This is a genomic window from Calothrix sp. 336/3 (assembly GCF_000734895.2).
Classification (GTDB): Bacteria; Cyanobacteriota; Cyanobacteriia; order Cyanobacteriales; family Nostocaceae; genus 336-3.
In genome coordinates this window covers 1,105,304-1,120,636 of sequence record NZ_CP011382.1, presented here as the reverse complement: position 1 = coordinate 1,120,636, position 15,333 = coordinate 1,105,304, and the positions used below count along the sequence as shown (strand labels likewise).

At 40.7% G+C, this 15,333-nt stretch carries 13 protein-coding genes; 5 read left to right on the top strand and 8 right to left on the bottom strand.

The window, feature by feature from the left end; genetic code table 11:
* The first annotated feature begins 11 nt into the window (after nucleotides 1–11).
* The gene (locus IJ00_RS04485) at nucleotides 12–4,430 is read left to right on the top strand and encodes an NACHT domain-containing protein (protein WP_035150490.1); all 4,419 of its coding nucleotides are present in this window, start codon (nucleotides 12–14) and stop codon (nucleotides 4,428–4,430) included.
* A gap of 9 nt (nucleotides 4,431–4,439) precedes the next feature.
* Here IJ00_RS04485 and IJ00_RS04480 read toward each other — a convergent pair whose 3' ends face one another.
* The 5 genes from IJ00_RS04480 to IJ00_RS04460 all read right to left on the bottom strand — a co-directional run bounded on the left by IJ00_RS04480 (nucleotide 4,440) and on the right by IJ00_RS04460 (nucleotide 7,368).
* Entirely contained in the window at nucleotides 4,440–4,862 is a 423-nt protein-coding gene (locus IJ00_RS04480; RefSeq protein ID WP_035150487.1) for a type II toxin-antitoxin system VapC family toxin, read from the bottom strand.
* The gene (locus IJ00_RS04475) at nucleotides 4,859–5,095 is read right to left on the bottom strand and encodes a type II toxin-antitoxin system Phd/YefM family antitoxin (protein ID WP_035150484.1); all 237 of its coding nucleotides are present in this window, start codon (nucleotides 5,093–5,095) and stop codon (nucleotides 4,859–4,861) included. Before IJ00_RS04475 ends, IJ00_RS04480 begins: the two co-directional genes overlap by 4 nt.
* A 236-nt stretch (nucleotides 5,096–5,331) precedes the next feature.
* The gene (locus IJ00_RS04470) at nucleotides 5,332–6,249 is read right to left on the bottom strand and encodes a tetratricopeptide repeat protein (RefSeq protein WP_201782664.1); all 918 of its coding nucleotides are present in this window, start codon (nucleotides 6,247–6,249) and stop codon (nucleotides 5,332–5,334) included.
* Between the two features lie 92 nt (nucleotides 6,250–6,341).
* Entirely contained in the window at nucleotides 6,342–6,677 is a 336-nt protein-coding gene (petJ, locus tag IJ00_RS04465; protein WP_035158421.1) for a cytochrome c6 PetJ, read from the bottom strand.
* Between the two features lie 202 nt (nucleotides 6,678–6,879).
* On the bottom strand, nucleotides 6,880–7,368 hold the full coding sequence (locus IJ00_RS04460) for a GNAT family N-acetyltransferase (protein WP_035150482.1): 489 nt from the start codon (nucleotides 7,366–7,368) through the stop codon (nucleotides 6,880–6,882).
* 185 nt (nucleotides 7,369–7,553) lie between these two features.
* On the opposite strand from IJ00_RS04460, the gene IJ00_RS04455 reads away from it, so the two are divergent.
* From IJ00_RS04455 to IJ00_RS04445, 3 genes are all read left to right on the top strand, one after another.
* Nucleotides 7,554–8,078 (top strand): peptidoglycan-binding protein, encoded by a 525-nt coding sequence (locus tag IJ00_RS04455; protein WP_035150481.1) that lies wholly within the window; start codon nucleotides 7,554–7,556, stop codon nucleotides 8,076–8,078.
* A gap of 147 nt (nucleotides 8,079–8,225) precedes the next feature.
* Entirely contained in the window at nucleotides 8,226–8,855 is a 630-nt protein-coding gene (locus IJ00_RS04450) for a ribonuclease H-like domain-containing protein (protein WP_035158419.1), read from the top strand.
* Nucleotides 8,856–9,460: 605 nt separating this feature from the next.
* Complete coding sequence (locus tag IJ00_RS04445) at nucleotides 9,461–10,681, top strand: glycosyltransferase family 4 protein (protein ID WP_035150479.1); 1,221 nt, start codon at nucleotides 9,461–9,463, stop codon at nucleotides 10,679–10,681.
* A 49-nt stretch (nucleotides 10,682–10,730) separates the two neighbouring features.
* Here the strand turns inward: IJ00_RS04445 and IJ00_RS04440 are convergent, their stop codons facing one another.
* The 3 genes from IJ00_RS04440 to IJ00_RS04430 form a co-directional block, all read right to left on the bottom strand.
* Nucleotides 10,731–11,342 carry a hypothetical protein gene (locus IJ00_RS04440; protein WP_035150478.1) on the bottom strand — a complete coding sequence of 204 codons (612 nt, stop codon included), beginning with the start codon at nucleotides 11,340–11,342 and terminating at the stop codon, nucleotides 10,731–10,733.
* Between the two features lie 71 nt (nucleotides 11,343–11,413).
* Nucleotides 11,414–11,626, bottom strand: a complete 213-nt coding sequence (thiS, locus tag IJ00_RS04435; protein ID WP_035150476.1) for a sulfur carrier protein ThiS — start codon at nucleotides 11,624–11,626, stop codon at nucleotides 11,414–11,416.
* 143 nt (nucleotides 11,627–11,769) lie between these two features.
* Nucleotides 11,770–12,888 carry a thiamine phosphate synthase gene (locus IJ00_RS04430; RefSeq protein ID WP_035158417.1) on the bottom strand — a complete coding sequence of 373 codons (1,119 nt, stop codon included), beginning with the start codon at nucleotides 12,886–12,888 and terminating at the stop codon, nucleotides 11,770–11,772.
* 495 nt (nucleotides 12,889–13,383) lie between these two features.
* Between IJ00_RS04430 and IJ00_RS04425 the strand changes: the two genes are divergently transcribed.
* A complete protein-coding gene (locus IJ00_RS04425; RefSeq protein ID WP_168163417.1) occupies nucleotides 13,384–15,063 on the top strand; it encodes a DUF1565 domain-containing protein in 1,680 nt (559 codons plus the stop codon).
* Nucleotides 15,064–15,333 lie beyond the last annotated feature (270 nt).

Here is a 15,333-nt window from a genome sequence, read left to right as displayed (position 1 = left end):
ACCAAATTCCTGTGTTACCAATACCTCTAAACGAAATAATTAGCGCGATCGCTGGTTTTGCAAATCCTATCCTCAAGGAAAAAATTCAGCGCAATGAAACTGTTATCAAACTATTGCAGCAGTTTAAGCTCGATCCGGAACATCCACCCGGCGATTTTAGTGGGGTTTATGCCTATGCGTTGGTGGAATATGGTGTTGGTAAACCCAGGCAATTGCTGGAAATTTTTCGTCACGAAGAGGTAAAACAGTCTTTTCGTAAAGCATTTGACCATAATAACCCTGAAATTTTACTGTCGGAAGTCGATACATTTCTTGATAGTTCTAGTTTAGATGGTGAAATTCGTAATTTAGGGTTGGATGTCAGGCGAGAAGTCACTGATTTTGCCACTGTTTTTATTGAGGTTGCTAAACGCAGTCGCACTACTGGTGATGTGTTGATGAGTCATCAACTCGGTTCGTTGCACAAGCGTATTGCCAATATTCAAGAACAACTCAGCAGATTGCCAAATTTAGAAGGTATTCGTACCGAAATTGCTAGATTAGCAGGAGAAAATTATCCAGCGTTGCCAGAGACTGCTGCTACCGAGAATAATTGTAAGGCTATTGCATTAGCCCAACAAATGCGGGGTTGGTTTGAAACCTTGGGCTATCGGTTTGAAAAGTATGAAATCTGGCAGGATAGCTATTTTGAGTGGATTATAAATATTCCTGTACGCCGAAATCGATACGATCGCATTCTTGTGCGGGGAATTGCTGGGGAAGCAGGATTGGCTGATGTCATGGCTTTGGGGCAATCTGTGGAGACGCAACGCACCGATGAAGGTTGGTTGATCACATCGCGTCGCATTTCCAGAGCAGCACGGAATGAGGTGGAAAAGGAAGAAAATCGCCACTTGGGTTGTTATACGTTCGATGAACTTTTGGCTCAAGATGCTGACTTTAGCGGTTATCTCGATTGGTTGGAAGGGTCGATAAAACGCCGCAATATTGATACCAAGTATGTACCCCTTGCTTGTAGCAAAGAAGAAATCGACCCCGTTAGCAAACGCCAAATCGCCGTCAGTCATTACGATGAGCAAGATGGTTGGATTGATGGATATATCGATCGCTGGCTTGATGACCCAGCAAAGGAGCATATTTCTATACTCGGTGAATTTGGCACGGGGAAAACTTGGTTTGCCCTGCATTACGCTTGGGTAACATTGCAACGATATCGGGATGCCCAAAAACGGGGTACAGAATTGCCGCGTTTACCTTTGGTGATTCCTCTGCGGGATTATGCGAAAGCGGTAAGCGTGGAATCTTTATTTTCCGAGTTTTTCTTTCGCAAACATGAAATTCCCCTACCTGGATATTCTGCATTTGAACAACTCAATCGCATGGGTAAATTGCTGCTAATTTTCGATGGTTTCGATGAAATGGCGGCAAAAGTTGATAAACAGGAGATGATTAACAACTTTTGGGAATTGGCGAAAGTTGTGGTTCCTGGAGCCAAGGTGATTCTCACCTGTCGTACTGAACATTTCCCGGAAGCGCAGGAAGGACGAGCTTTATTAAACGCAGAGTTGCAAGCATCCACCAAAGATTTGACGGGAGAAACACCACAGTTTGAGGTGTTGGAATTGGAGAAATTTAACGACGAGCAAATTCAGCAGGTGTTATCCTTCCAAGCTGCACCAGCAACGGTGGAAATGGTGATGGGGAACCCGCAATTATTGGATTTAGCCCGTCGTCCAGTGATGACGGAGTTGATTTTGGAAGCATTACCGGATATCGAAGCGGGGAAACCTGTGGATATGTCGCGGGTGTATTTGTACGCGGTGCGGCATAAAATGGAGCGGGATATTAAGAGCGATCGCACGTTTACATCTTTGGCAGATAAGCTGTATTTCCTGTGCGAATTGTCTTGGGAAATGCTTTCCACCGACCAAATGAGCTTGAATTACAAGTTTTTCCCTGATCGCATCCGGCAGTTATTTGGGATTGAAGAAAAAGACCTCGACCACTGGCATTATGACATGATGGGGCAAACGATGTTAATCCGTAATGCTGATGGGGATTATACTCCAGCCCATCGGTCATTGTTAGAGTTTTTTGTCGCGTATAAATTTGCAGCTGAGTTGGGTGTGTTGGCTGAGGATTTTACTGAGTTGGCACGGGGAGAAGTAGTTAATGGTGTTGGGCAGGATTATACTTGGTCGTCCTATTTTCGGCGAAATGGGCAAAGTTTGCCGTTGCAGGGGTTTGTCAGTGAGTCATTGGAGAATTTAAGAGAAACATTTGGGCGATCGCAGTTAACAAAAGCGGTGTTGGATTTGCTTTTACCGATGGTTGATGTTGATAAGAAAGAGATGATTATTAAGGTAATTGAGGGGACGAGAGGAAGAAGTGAGGATGAGGTTGGTTATGTTGGGGGAAATGCTGCGACTTTGGCTGTGAAGCTTGATAAGGATGCTTTGGAAGAGAGAGATTTGAGCGGTGTAGTAATTAATAAAGGAGATTTTTCTAATGCTACTTTGCATCATGTAAATTTTTCTGGAGCAAATTTATCTGAATCGATTTTTAATAAAGCTTTTAGCACAGCGTTATCTGTCGCCTTTAGTTCTGATAATAAACTTTTTGCAACCGGCGAAACTAACGGTAATATTCACGTATGGCAAGTTTCTGATGGTAAGGAAATTTCGTTATTGCAAGGACATTCTGATTGGGTAAGGTCTGTCATTATTAGTCATGATAATTCCACTTTAATAAGTGCTAGTAGTGACCAAACTATTAAGATATGGGATATCCAAACTGAAAAGTGTTTGCAAACTGTTAAGGGACATATTAATAGAGTTTACTCCTTAGTAATTAGTCCAGATAATCAAACTTTTGCTAGTAGTAGTGCTGATTGTACAATTAAGTTATGGAGTCTAAATTCAGGAGAATGTCTTAAAACATTAGAAGGTCATACTGATAGAATATGGTCAATTGCTATTAGCAATGATGGAAAAACTATTATTAGTGGTAGTGCAGATCGAACAATCAAAGAATGGGATATTTCTACAGGAGAATGCCTCAAAACTTTTAGAGGACATACAGCCACAATATATTCAGTTATTTTTAGTATTGATGGCAATACTATTATTAGTGGTAGTGCTGATAAATCTATTCGATTATGGGATATCTTATCTGGGAAATGCCTAAAAATTTTCAATGGGCACGAACGTGCAGTAGACTCTTTGGTTATAAATTCAATTCTATTTAGTGCCAGTCGGGATGGAGTTATAAAGATTTGGGATTTTCAAACTGGTGAGTGTATTAACACTTTACATGAGCATACTGATATAGTTCGTGGTTTAGCTGTTAGTTCAGATGGTAAATATCTAATCAGCTGTAGTGACGATCAAAGCGTAAAGCTTTGGAATGCAGGCATGGGTGAGTGTTTGCAAACTTTTCAAGGATATAATAATGAAATAAATTCAGTGGTGATGAGTTCAAATGGAGATATTTTAGTCAGTAGCGGAAATGAAGCTGTAATTAGGATATGGGATATAAATACTGGTCAAAATATTACTACTTTAGAAGGTCATGATAAACGTATATGGTCAGTAGAAATTAGTTCAGATGGTAAACAAATAGCTAGTTGTAGCAGCGATAAAACAGTTAAGATTTGGGATATTCAAAGTGGAAAATGCTTAAGAACATTATATGGTCATACAGGCGCGGTATTTCAAGTTTCTATTTCTCCCGATAACCTTAAATTAGTCAGTGGTAGTGACGACAAAACAGTTCGCATATGGGATATTATTACTGGAAAATGCTTACATACTTTTGAAGCACGTATTGGAACAGCCACATCCGCTATATTTAGTCCTAATGGCGAGTTTATTATTGGCATTGGCGATGATAATTTAATAAAAATATGGGATATTCATACAGGAAAACTTTTAAATAACTTAAACGGTCATACCGATTGGGTTTGGGCACTAGCAATTAGTCAAGATAGTAAAACTTTTTTGAGTGGAAGTTTTGACCATACGGTAAAGCTATGGGATATTCAAACAGGTAAATGTTTAATCACTTTTGTAGGACATACGGATAGAGTTAGATGCGTAACCTTTAATCCCAATAGTAATATTTTTGCTAGTGGCGGTGATGACAAAAAGATAAAGCTTTGGAATACCCACGAAAAAGTATGTATTAACACTTTATCTGGTCATACAGGAGCAGTTCGTTCGCTATCCATTAGTAATCAAGGTCATACTTTAGCAAGTTGCAGTTATGATGGCACAATTAAAATTTGGGACATTGAAACAGGCGAGTGCCTAAAAACTTTGAGGAGCGATCGCCCTTATGAAAATATGAATATCACAGGTGTCAAAGGCTTAACAGATGCCGAAATTTCTACGCTCAAAGCATTAGGTGCTGTGGAAGATGGGAAAATGTAAAAAACAAGTTCACTCTAATAAAAGAACATCAACTTCCAAAAACTCAGCACTTGCAGCCAAACGCACATCCGCAGTTACCAACCTAAGATTATTTTGGGATGCAACAGCCAAATGCAAAGCATCAAGTGTACGCATTGGTGTTGTAAACCGACTAATCCACTCACGAGCTAAGTGATAGTGAATTGTTTCGAGAGTAATACGATTATAAAAACCACTATCTATATCAATTTGAAACCTTTCGACTATAGCTGCTGCATCATCTTGAGATATTTCACCCATCCTAACCCGACGCGATAATGCTGAAATAAGCTCCACTTCCACTAATTGACTCAAACCAAGCTCAGTCTCACTTAATACAAGCTCCTCAACTGTATCGCTTAATACCTCTGTCCAGTATAAAGGAGCGACAATACTTGTATCCAGGTAAATCAACTACGCTCCTCAATACGTGCATTAATTATAGTTGTACTTAAAGATTCTCCCTTAACCGCAATTGCATCTCGGAATTGTTTCATACTAGCTAAACGCTGTTCTTTTTTTTGCGGAGGAACCAAGCGAGCTACAATTTGATTTTCCTCTAGCAAAATTACTTCTTCGCCTTTAGCGACTTGTTCTAAAATACTTTTGAAATTAATTGTTGCTTCTTCAACACTAACCTTTAACACTACGCTTCTCCAACCATTTGATTTGGGCGCAGATTATTATGTCGATATAATCTTGTAATATCATATCACAGGTGTCAAAGGCTTAACAGATGCCGTTCACGTAGTGTGGCGCTAACCATAATTCCCACCCTCAAAGCATGATAGTGTTGTAGAAGACGAGAAGATATAAAATTAGATATAGATAACTAAAATTTATAAATATAAGTGCTGCGAGTGCATGGGAAATTGTCATTAATTTAAGCTATTTGAATTTTTCTTGGTATGGTTTTTTGCACATTTTTAATTAACTCTAGGGTTTTTTCGTAGGCGATTTTCTCCCTTTGATGACCGAAGTATTGCACTGCTGTGTGTAAATCCTGTAGGGCGGCTTGTTCATAACCAAGGCGATGGTATAACATTCCTCTATTCACGTAAGCTTGACCATTGCTAGGGTTGAGGCGGATAACTTGGGAAAAGTTATGGACAGCTGCGTGATGATCTCCGGTTCTGGCACAAACACAACCGCGATTGAAGTATCCTCGGTAGTCTTGGGCGTTGAGGCGAATTGCCATATCAAAGTCAATCATCGCGGCGGAAATATTTTTCAGGGCAAATTCTGCTAGTCCCCTGTCGTTGTAGATATCTGCGAGGAGAGAAGTCAGGGAAGCATGGATTTGTGTCAGGGCTAGGTTGTAGTCTATGATGGCTTGCTGATGATTACCGAGGGATGTATGGGCAATTCCCCGGTTGTAGTAGGCACGAAATTCGGCGGGTTTTTGGTGAATGACTTGTTGATAGTCGGCGATCGCCTCTGCAAAATCTCCCATTCTGTAGTGAGCTAGTCCCCGATTCAAATATGCTTCGGTGTCTTGGGGAGAAAATTTGATGGCAACTGTACAATCTGTTACCGCATTATGGTAATCTTGATTCTCAAGGTAGGCTAAACAACGATGACCGTAAGCTGAAGAAAAATTGGGTTGTATGTCTATGGCTTGGGTTAAGTCGGCGATCGCCCCCTCAAAATCATGACGCGAAAGCTTTTGTATACCCAATCGCCATAAGTCTGTAGCTGTAACTGAAGTCTCAGCCTGTACAGGTGCTACCAAGAGAATACAAACTAAACCCACGACTAAGACAGCAGTGAGCATGAATCGGTAATAACGACTCAAAGGCATTCTCCTAATTTTTTTGATTTTTTAATAAAAAAACACTGGAGTGGACAAACTGCCCACTCCTACTTGTCTATAGTACAAAAGTTCTATTTAGACTATTTCCAGTCTTTGTCTGCTTCAGATAGGACGTATGCTGCAACATCCTCGATTTGTGTAGCAGTCAAACGACCAGCAAACGCGGGCATAGCATTTTTGCCCTTGGTAACTTGGGTAATAATGGCTTCTGCGGAATACATACCGTATTTTTCTAAAGCAGGTTTGCCCAGGTTTTTGTCAGCTTGCACTAAGTTTTTACCACCAGCGTGACAAGCAGCACAGTTGGCACTGAAAACTTTGGCTCCGCTTGCAGCGTCTCCAGCGAGGGCAGGACTGCTAAAAGCAAAGGTAAAGATAGCTAGACCTAAAACTAATACTGAAAGAATTCTTCTCATTGCGTGTTCCCTCTGTAACAAAGGATGATTCGGTGATATATCCTTAACCATTCTCATTTGCACCGTTCCTCTCGTCAAAAGACGGGCTGTCATACTTCGCTGAAACGATTTTAAAATCGAAGATTTTGGATTTTACCTAGTCATTGTCAATAGGGATTTATTACACTGACTTTTGTTTGCAACTCAGGTATTTAATATTACATTAAGTTGCGAGATTTCCTAGCTCGGTTAATGCGGTTCCAGTCACACGACAAATCCGCCACTCATCGAGAATTGAGGCTCCCATCTGGCGGTAAAATGCCTGTGCAGGCTGGTTCCAATCTAAAACACTCCACTCTAAACGTCCGCAGTTTCTTGCTACCGCAATTTGGGCAACTGTTGTTAACAAAGCTTTACCGATACCTTGACGGCGATATTCTGGCAGCACAAAAATATCCTCCAGGTAAATGCCTGGTTGGGTGAGAAAGGTGGAATAATTGGGGAAAAAGAGGGCAAAACCGACAGCTTGCCCAGAGATTTCGGCTAACAGTGCTTCCGCATATTGGGGTGTACCGAAGAGGTGTTTTTCTAAATCCCCAGCACTACCAGTGACTGTATGGGAAAGCTTTTCATATTCTGCCAGTGCTTTGATGAGGTGAAACAGAGTTGCACAATCACCAGGTTCGGCAGCACGAATGGTTAAGTCAGTCATGATTTCCTTGGAATGAGAGAACCCAACTATTTTAAGGAATAGTGAAGAAAGAAATACTTAGGTATTTTGACAGGTATTGTGAAGAAAGGAAGAAGTACCCATGAGGGTAAGAGGGAAAATACGGATTTTCTCTAGGTGGGTGTGATGAATTAGTTAGAACCAATCAAATTTCTCAAATAAAAACTATGACATCATTTGCTACAGATTTAACTGCCTCTGCTGAACTGCGTAAACCTGTTCTCAAACAAGGTTCCCAGGGAGAGGTTGTCAAAGAATTGCAAGGTTTATTACTGAGTTATGGTGCTTTTGTTATCCATAATGGACAGGGTAATTGTGTTTTTCCTGGGAAAGAAGTGGTTGACGGTGTATTTGGTGCAAAAACTACTGCTGCGGTGAAGGTTTTCCAAGGCAGAGTATTTCAAACCCAGGATGGAATTGTTGGGGATAAGGTATGGCGATCGCTGTTTAAAGGTGCGCCGGTAGATATGGTAATTCTCAAGAAGGGTGCTAAGGGAGAATTGGTGAAAAAGGTACAAGAAAGACTGGCGATCGCTGGCTATTACAATTACATCCTAGAAGGTGACTTTGGTTCTCGTACTGAAGCAGCAGTTAAGGAATTTCAAAAAGCTGTCGGTTTACCCGTAGATGGTGTGATTGCTGAACGTACTTGGTTTGAGTTAAGTAAAATCAACACAATTTTCTGCTCTTGATGAGTTGGGATTTTGCTCCAGTTCTCCTCAGGAATTGTCAGAAATATTTCTGTGATGTATAACCCCGATTTTCTTGGCAAAGGTCGGGGTTTTGAAATTGTGGGATACTTGATTGGCAATCAAGATGATGATTTATTTTTTATTGATATGACCTTAGCTGATTTTCAAGTTTGTGATTCTGATTTGAGTCAAACAGCTCTATCCCAATATCTCCAATCAGAGGCGATCGCTGTTGATACGGAAACCATGGGATTGATTCCCCAGCGCGATCGTCTGTGTCTTGTACAATTATGTAATGAATCTGGACAGGTGACAGCTATTCGTATCCTCAAGGGACAAACTCAGGCTCCCAACTTGAAAACCCTCCTAGAAGCCAAAAATATCACCAAAATCTTTCATTTTGCCCGCTTCGACTTAGCAACTCTGCGTTATCACCTCGGTATTTGGGTAAATCCGTTTTTCTGTACCAAGATTGCTAGCAAGTTAGTACGTACCTACACCCCCCGTCACGGACTAAAGGATGTGGTTTTAGAATTAGAAAGAATTGAATTAGATAAAAGCGCTCAAACTTCTGACTGGGGGAATGCAGCAAATTTAACTGAAGCTCAATTAAGCTATGCTGCTAATGATGTGCGTCATTTAATTAATGTGCGACAAAAATTAATCGGGATGCTGCAACGAGAAGAACGTTTAGAACTAGTTGAGGAATGTTTTCAATGTTTACCAACAATAGTTTCCCTCGATTTGCTGCAATTTAAGGATTTATTTGAGCATTAACTCCATTTGCACCAGGGAACAGGTGATACAGGGAACCAAAAATACTCTTCAGTCTTCTCCTTTCCCTTTTTCCTCAATTTTACTATTCCACCAAAAAAACTTTCACTGCTAAATTCATCTCACTACTCCCTACTCCTACCGCACAATTCGCCTTAATCCAGTAATAGGGTGCAATCGGCATTTTGGCAGGATTTTCTCTGAATAAATAGATATTCTAAATGAGAATGATTACTCGTGAGGTCTGCTCCAGGACTTTTTGCTTGGTTAATGATAGATAAATCTGGATAGTTGGATTAACTATTATAGCTCAATCAAGATTTTTTGCCAACTCAATTTATCGGCAATCCTGGTATCTCGAAAATAATAACTTTTGCTGCAAAATAGGGATTTTGTTTAACTTGAGGATTAGCATCAATAAGTATAGTAATGTTCCCCCAAGCTTAACCTGAGTAAATTTTCTGGGCAGATTAGAAAAAATAGATTTTCATTCACCGAAGAAAAAGTCACTTAATAAATTAACAATAGTGTTTGTGTTGCAGAAACAGTAAATTTTCTCTAGCTAAACTCAATTTTTGCTGTTCAAAAGTGAATCTATTAACCCAAAGATGGAAAATATTTCACATATTCAATTAAAAATTACCGATAAAGTCACATCTCCCGATATTTTAGTTATATCTAGTCAGTTTTTACCACAAAATAGTGAAATTTCTGAATATATTTATCAGCGCTGTCGTCAAGAACCAGAGCGCGTAGTTGTTCTAACATCTAGTTGTCAAGCAGATATATCCTTTGATAAAGTACAGGATTTTCCTGTTTATCGTTGGGATATTCCGGATTATTTACGTCATAGTAGTTTGGGAAGATTTTGTATTCCCATTTTGAATTTATTTTGGTCATTTGTCTGGGCAATTAAATTATATTTTCGCTATCATTACCGTTATATTGAATGGGGTCATGGCTATGAATTTATTTCTTTGCTATGTCTGAGCTATTTACTACCAATTCGCTTTTTCATTTATCTTCATGGTCATGATATTGATAATAAAAAAAATATTCCAGGATGGCGATCGCTATTTAATTTAACTCTAAAACGCGCCCAAGGAGTGATTTGTAATAGTGTGTCTACGCGGGATACTTTGCATAATTACTTTCCTGTGGAAACTCCCACCCATATCATCCATCCGGTGGTTTACAAAGAAAAATTTACTATGGGGATGAGTCCGATTTTACTAGATGATTTACGTCGGCGAATCCGCGATCGCTATAGTATATCGTCAACCGCGATCGCCATTTTATCTGTAGGTAAACTGGATAAATTCCAAGGACTTGATAAAATTATTGAAAATTTACCCCTACTCCTCAACTGGGGTTATGATGTTCACCATATTATCTGCGGTAAGGGATTATATGAATCAGAACTGAAATCCCTAGTCAACCGCTTAAGACTGACGCAGTGGGTGCATTTTGTCGGTGATGTTCCTGATAATGATTTAGCTGCTTATTATGTAGCTTGTGATATCTTTGCCTTGCTAGAAACTCGCAAACAGGAAAATTTTGGCATCAGATATTTAGAAGCAGGTTATTTTGGCAAACCAGTGATTGCTTCCAGTTTAAGAAATGCTACAGAAGCAGTAATTCATCAATCTAATGGTATTTTAATTAATCCCAATTCTGGAGATGAAATCTTGCAAGGATTTCGGGAATTATGCGAAAATCCCCAACTTCGGGAAAAATTGGGGCGACGTGGTAAAATTTTAGCTAATAAAAGAAGTATGCACCGTTGGCTTTACACACCGGAATTGCTTCATTCCTGTTTATTAGTTTGAAGTAAAACCCTATCAAACTCGACGATTCAGAGACTTTTGCCTTACCTTCCTAATTGGCGATCGCACTTTTCAATATTCCCAATATTTTTCCTAATTGGCTGATAAAATATCCATTCAAATCTATCTCGATAGTTTTACCATTCAATCGTAAAAATTTCCAGTTTGTTCCGGTAGTGATGACACCGTAAATAGTAGAAATTTGATTTCCTTTGATTTCATTAAAAATTTGTGCTGCTATCATTTCTGCTATACACTGTCCTAATTCCGATTGAATATTATCATTTTTCGCTTCTACCAATGCAACAACTGGTGCTTCAATAATAATTTGTTCGGGAGAACGACTAATTAAGAAATCACAAAAACCATTCAATCCTTTACTAATATCAACTGTAAATTCCCGACCAGAAAATATACTAATTTGTGATTGATTTTGCAATAGATATTGCTTTTTAAGTTCCACTAATATTGGCATTACAATCAACTCAGAGCGAGCTTTTTCTGTATCAATTGCCAGTGCTAGGGGTAAATAATCCTGTAGTGTTTGCTTGAGGAAATCACTGCAATCTACTTCTGGTATATCAATGAAAATTCCAAATCGTTCGAGTATGGATATCCCAAAGTCTTTTTTGATTTGTTCTAGGGTAAATTGACTGTATGCCATATCGGGGAATTCTCATACTGTAATTACAATTGTAAATACTCAGAGAAAATAGATGGTGAAATTAACATTATTTATCCTCCACCAACAATTGTGACAATTTCCAGGCGATCGCCCTGATTAATTTTCGTTTCTGACCAGAATTGACGGTGTAAAATCTCACCATTATACTCAACTGCGACTAACCGAGGATTAAAACCCAACTGTTGCAGTAATTCTGGTAGCAGGGTTTGAGCAATACAATTGCGGGTTTCACCGTTTACTTCCAAGGTGATTTGGGTAGACATTACTAATTCCTAAACAAAAGACTTTTTCTAGTACTTGACAATTTCCCTTATTTATGTATTTGTGCATAGATTATCAAGATTCCCCGACTTCCATCAGAAACCGGGGATCTGAACCCTCCCACACCAAAATACGCAATCAAACATCAACGCAGGAAAAAAGTGGTTTCTGGTTGTACGCGATTGAGTTGGGAAAGAAAATACTGAGCGACTAAGGTGGGTTGCTCTGCTTGCATCAGACTGCGAACCACTGCAACACGACTTGCACCAGCATCAACCACATCATTGACATTGGTGGGATCCACTCCTCCAATGGCAAACCAAGGAATGGGGCAGTTTTTTGCTGCATAACGCACATATTCTAAACCAGCAGGTGCTTTGCCGGCTTTGGTAGGAGTTTCGTAAACTGGTCCCACACCGACATAATCTGCACCCTCGGCGATCGCGCGTTGCAACTCGTCAGAATTGGTGGTAGAACGACCGATTAAGCGGTGAATACCCAATAGTTGACGGGCTGTAGCAATGGGCATATCCTGTTGTCCTAGGTGTACACCATCCGCATCTACAGCTAAAGCCAAATCTACCCGGTCATTAATAATAAAAATCGCTCCGTAATTGTGGCAAAGCTGACAAAGTTTCTGTGCCAACTCCAACCGCAAATTATCATCGGTATTTTTATCACGGTATTGTACCAGGGTTAACCCCCCTTTCAGGGCAGCTTCTACCGTCTCCAGTAACTTGTCGTCGGGGGAGGTGACTAAATACAGGTGCGATCGCTGCAACATCTGATGTCGTTGATACCCCATCAAGTTACTCTCCAGGGTATAAATGCGATAACGCATCTGCTTAAAAGCTTTCCCCATACTTGGGCTATAAAGTTTACCGTACTCCTCCAGGACACGCATAGCTTCTTCCACTCGGCAAAAATTCGCCTGAAGTAAAGATTTCAAACTACTACGTGTTTCCTCCTGGGGATGAGATAACTCCGTCCCCATGTCACCTGGCGTATCCCTTGCTACCCGCAATTCCACAGTGTGCCAGCTGGCAATTTCCTGGCGCAGGTGCTTGCATTCGTTAGCAAATTGTGCATTATTTAAGCCAAAACGACACCATTCTTCAATTATCCGTAAACCCTCGCGGGCACGGTCTAAATTTGCATCTAGAATGCGGCAAACAACTTGCTGTGTGCGTTCCTTTTGGCTGTATGGCTCGACCATTACTACAACCCCATTAGTGCTTTCATCGTAACAGCCAGCCCCTCTCATATCCGCAATGTTTTTCGCATATCTATAGATTTTACAAAATAACTCTGTATCAAAAGCAGCTATCAGGTCAAGGTATTGGAGATTTTCGATGAACTCAATGGATACATCGGCAGATTTACACCCTGTAAAAAATGACTGCTTCAGGTTAAGGTTTGTTGCCAACTGCCTCAGATAGTAACTGCCCCGCAAAAATAGCGGTTTTAGGCACTTCCAGGTCAAAAATCTGGCAGATAAGTCCTGAATCAATAGTAAATATCTCGTTTACATTCTCGACATATTCGCTACTCAGAGAGTATAAAATTTTCTATTGGTCGAATTGGTCGAAGGAGTGCATTGAAATTGATTTACCCCTACGTTTCCCTAAAATCTCGGTTGACAGACATGTTGTCGGCAACGGTTTTTGTAAAAAAATGTAAATTAAACTACTTTGGGAAAAAAATTGCTATATTTTCGCTAGTTCATTCCTCCCTTTTGTTTGTAACGGCTGGAACAGCTGTGACTTGGTGGGATAGTGATGCCCACAGAGCAATGGCACAAACGCCAATTACTGCCCAAAACAAATTACCGGGTGAGAAAACAATTTCTCAGGTTAATGTCCTATTTGTCAACCCAAGTGTCGGAGATGACACCTCAGGGAATGGCAATGAGCGTACTCCCTTAAGGACAATTACCCAGGCATTGCGTCAGGCTCAACCTGATACAGTAATTATGCTGCAAAGGGGTACATACAGCGCTCAGTCAGGGGAAGTTTTTCCATTAATTCTCAAACCTGGTGTTTCTATTCAGGGGGATGTTCGTGGGAAGGGGAGAGGAATTGTCATTACAGGTGGTGGAGAGTATCTCAGTCGGAATTTTGGTGGGCAAAATGTGGCGATCGTTGCAGCTCCCAAAACTACCTTAACTGGGGTGACAGTCACCAATAGTAATCCCAGGGGTTACGGTGTGTGGATTGAGTCTGGCAATCCCTTGATTGCGGATAATACCTTCACTGGTAATACTCAGGATGGAGTATCAGTCACAGGTAATGCGCTTCCTCTGGTGCGTGGTAATAGTTTTCTCCGCAATGGTGCTAACGGTATTACCATTACTGGTGCATCCCAAGCGGAAATTCGGGAAAATCTGTTTCAATACACTGGTTTTGGTATAAATATTGCCCAACAGGCTCAACCTCTGATTGTGAGCAACCAAATAGAATATAACCGCAGTGGGATTGTGGTACAGGCATCATCTCGCCCGATTTTACGTAATAACATCATCCAGAGTAATCGGGAAGACGGGTTAGTTAGTTTAGCAGAAGCCCAGCCTGACTTGGGTAATGCTACGGAGCCAGGAGGTAACGAGTTTCGCCGTAACGGGCGCTATGATATCAATGGGGCGGCAGCTAAACGGGTAATTGCTGTTTACGGAAATAATTTGCAGAGCGATCGCATTGTTGGCAGAGTTGATATCAACACCATGTCAAGGGCGATCGTTAACAACCCTCAGCCCCAGAATCCCAGGGAAAATGCCCCAGAATCCCCCCCTACCAGGGAAATCGATTGGGCAGCCCCTTTACCCCCTATCAATAGTGCTGTAGCCCTAAATACCCCGAAATCCCGTCAGACAAACCAACGACAACTACCCCAGAAAACAACCAGAGAACCCCTAGCCTTTCCCACGCCTACCAGCTTGACACCTGTAGTCTCCAATACTCCGGCTTGGCAAGCGGAAATAGGTAGTCAAAACCCACCAAAAGCCCAAGTTAACTACGTACAAATTAATCCTGATAATAATTTCAACAATAACTCTAGCCAAGTCATTGAGTTCACAGCACCTAGCACTACCCAACCTAACAGCAATTACCGACCACGGAAAAGAGGGGCGAATACCCTTCTACCTGTAAACAGTGCTAGTCTTTCTCAGGTGAATAACACAACTGCCTACAATAGCAACCCTAACCCCCAAGGAATAGAGCAACCAATCAACGGTTCTCGCTTCCGGGTTATGGCAGTCGTGCGCAGTCAAAGAGATCAGGAAATCGTCAGATTTATTGCTCCCGAAGCATTTCCAACAGTTTGGCAAGGGCAAGCAGTTATGCAAGCAGGCGTTTTCAGTAGCCGTTATAATGCGGAAAATATGCTGCAAATGCTAAATAATAATGGCTTAAATGCCACCCTTGAACAGTTAGGAAATTAGCTGATTTAGATGAACAGGACTTACGTAAACAGTATTTTTTATAGGGACTACAACCCAGTCTAAGAGAGCAATCCCAGAGTTTGTGACAATTATTTTCTATTGCTCATAATCACGTACTGTTATGTAAGTCCTGATAAATTTAGATTTGCACTAAATTTGATTTTATAGCTTGACTGAGACTTGTCATTACCTCTCCTCAAATGTCCGAGGAGGGGCTTTAATTTATCTTTTAAGCAGTTAGATAAAGGAAGAAGATAGAAACTGGATTGG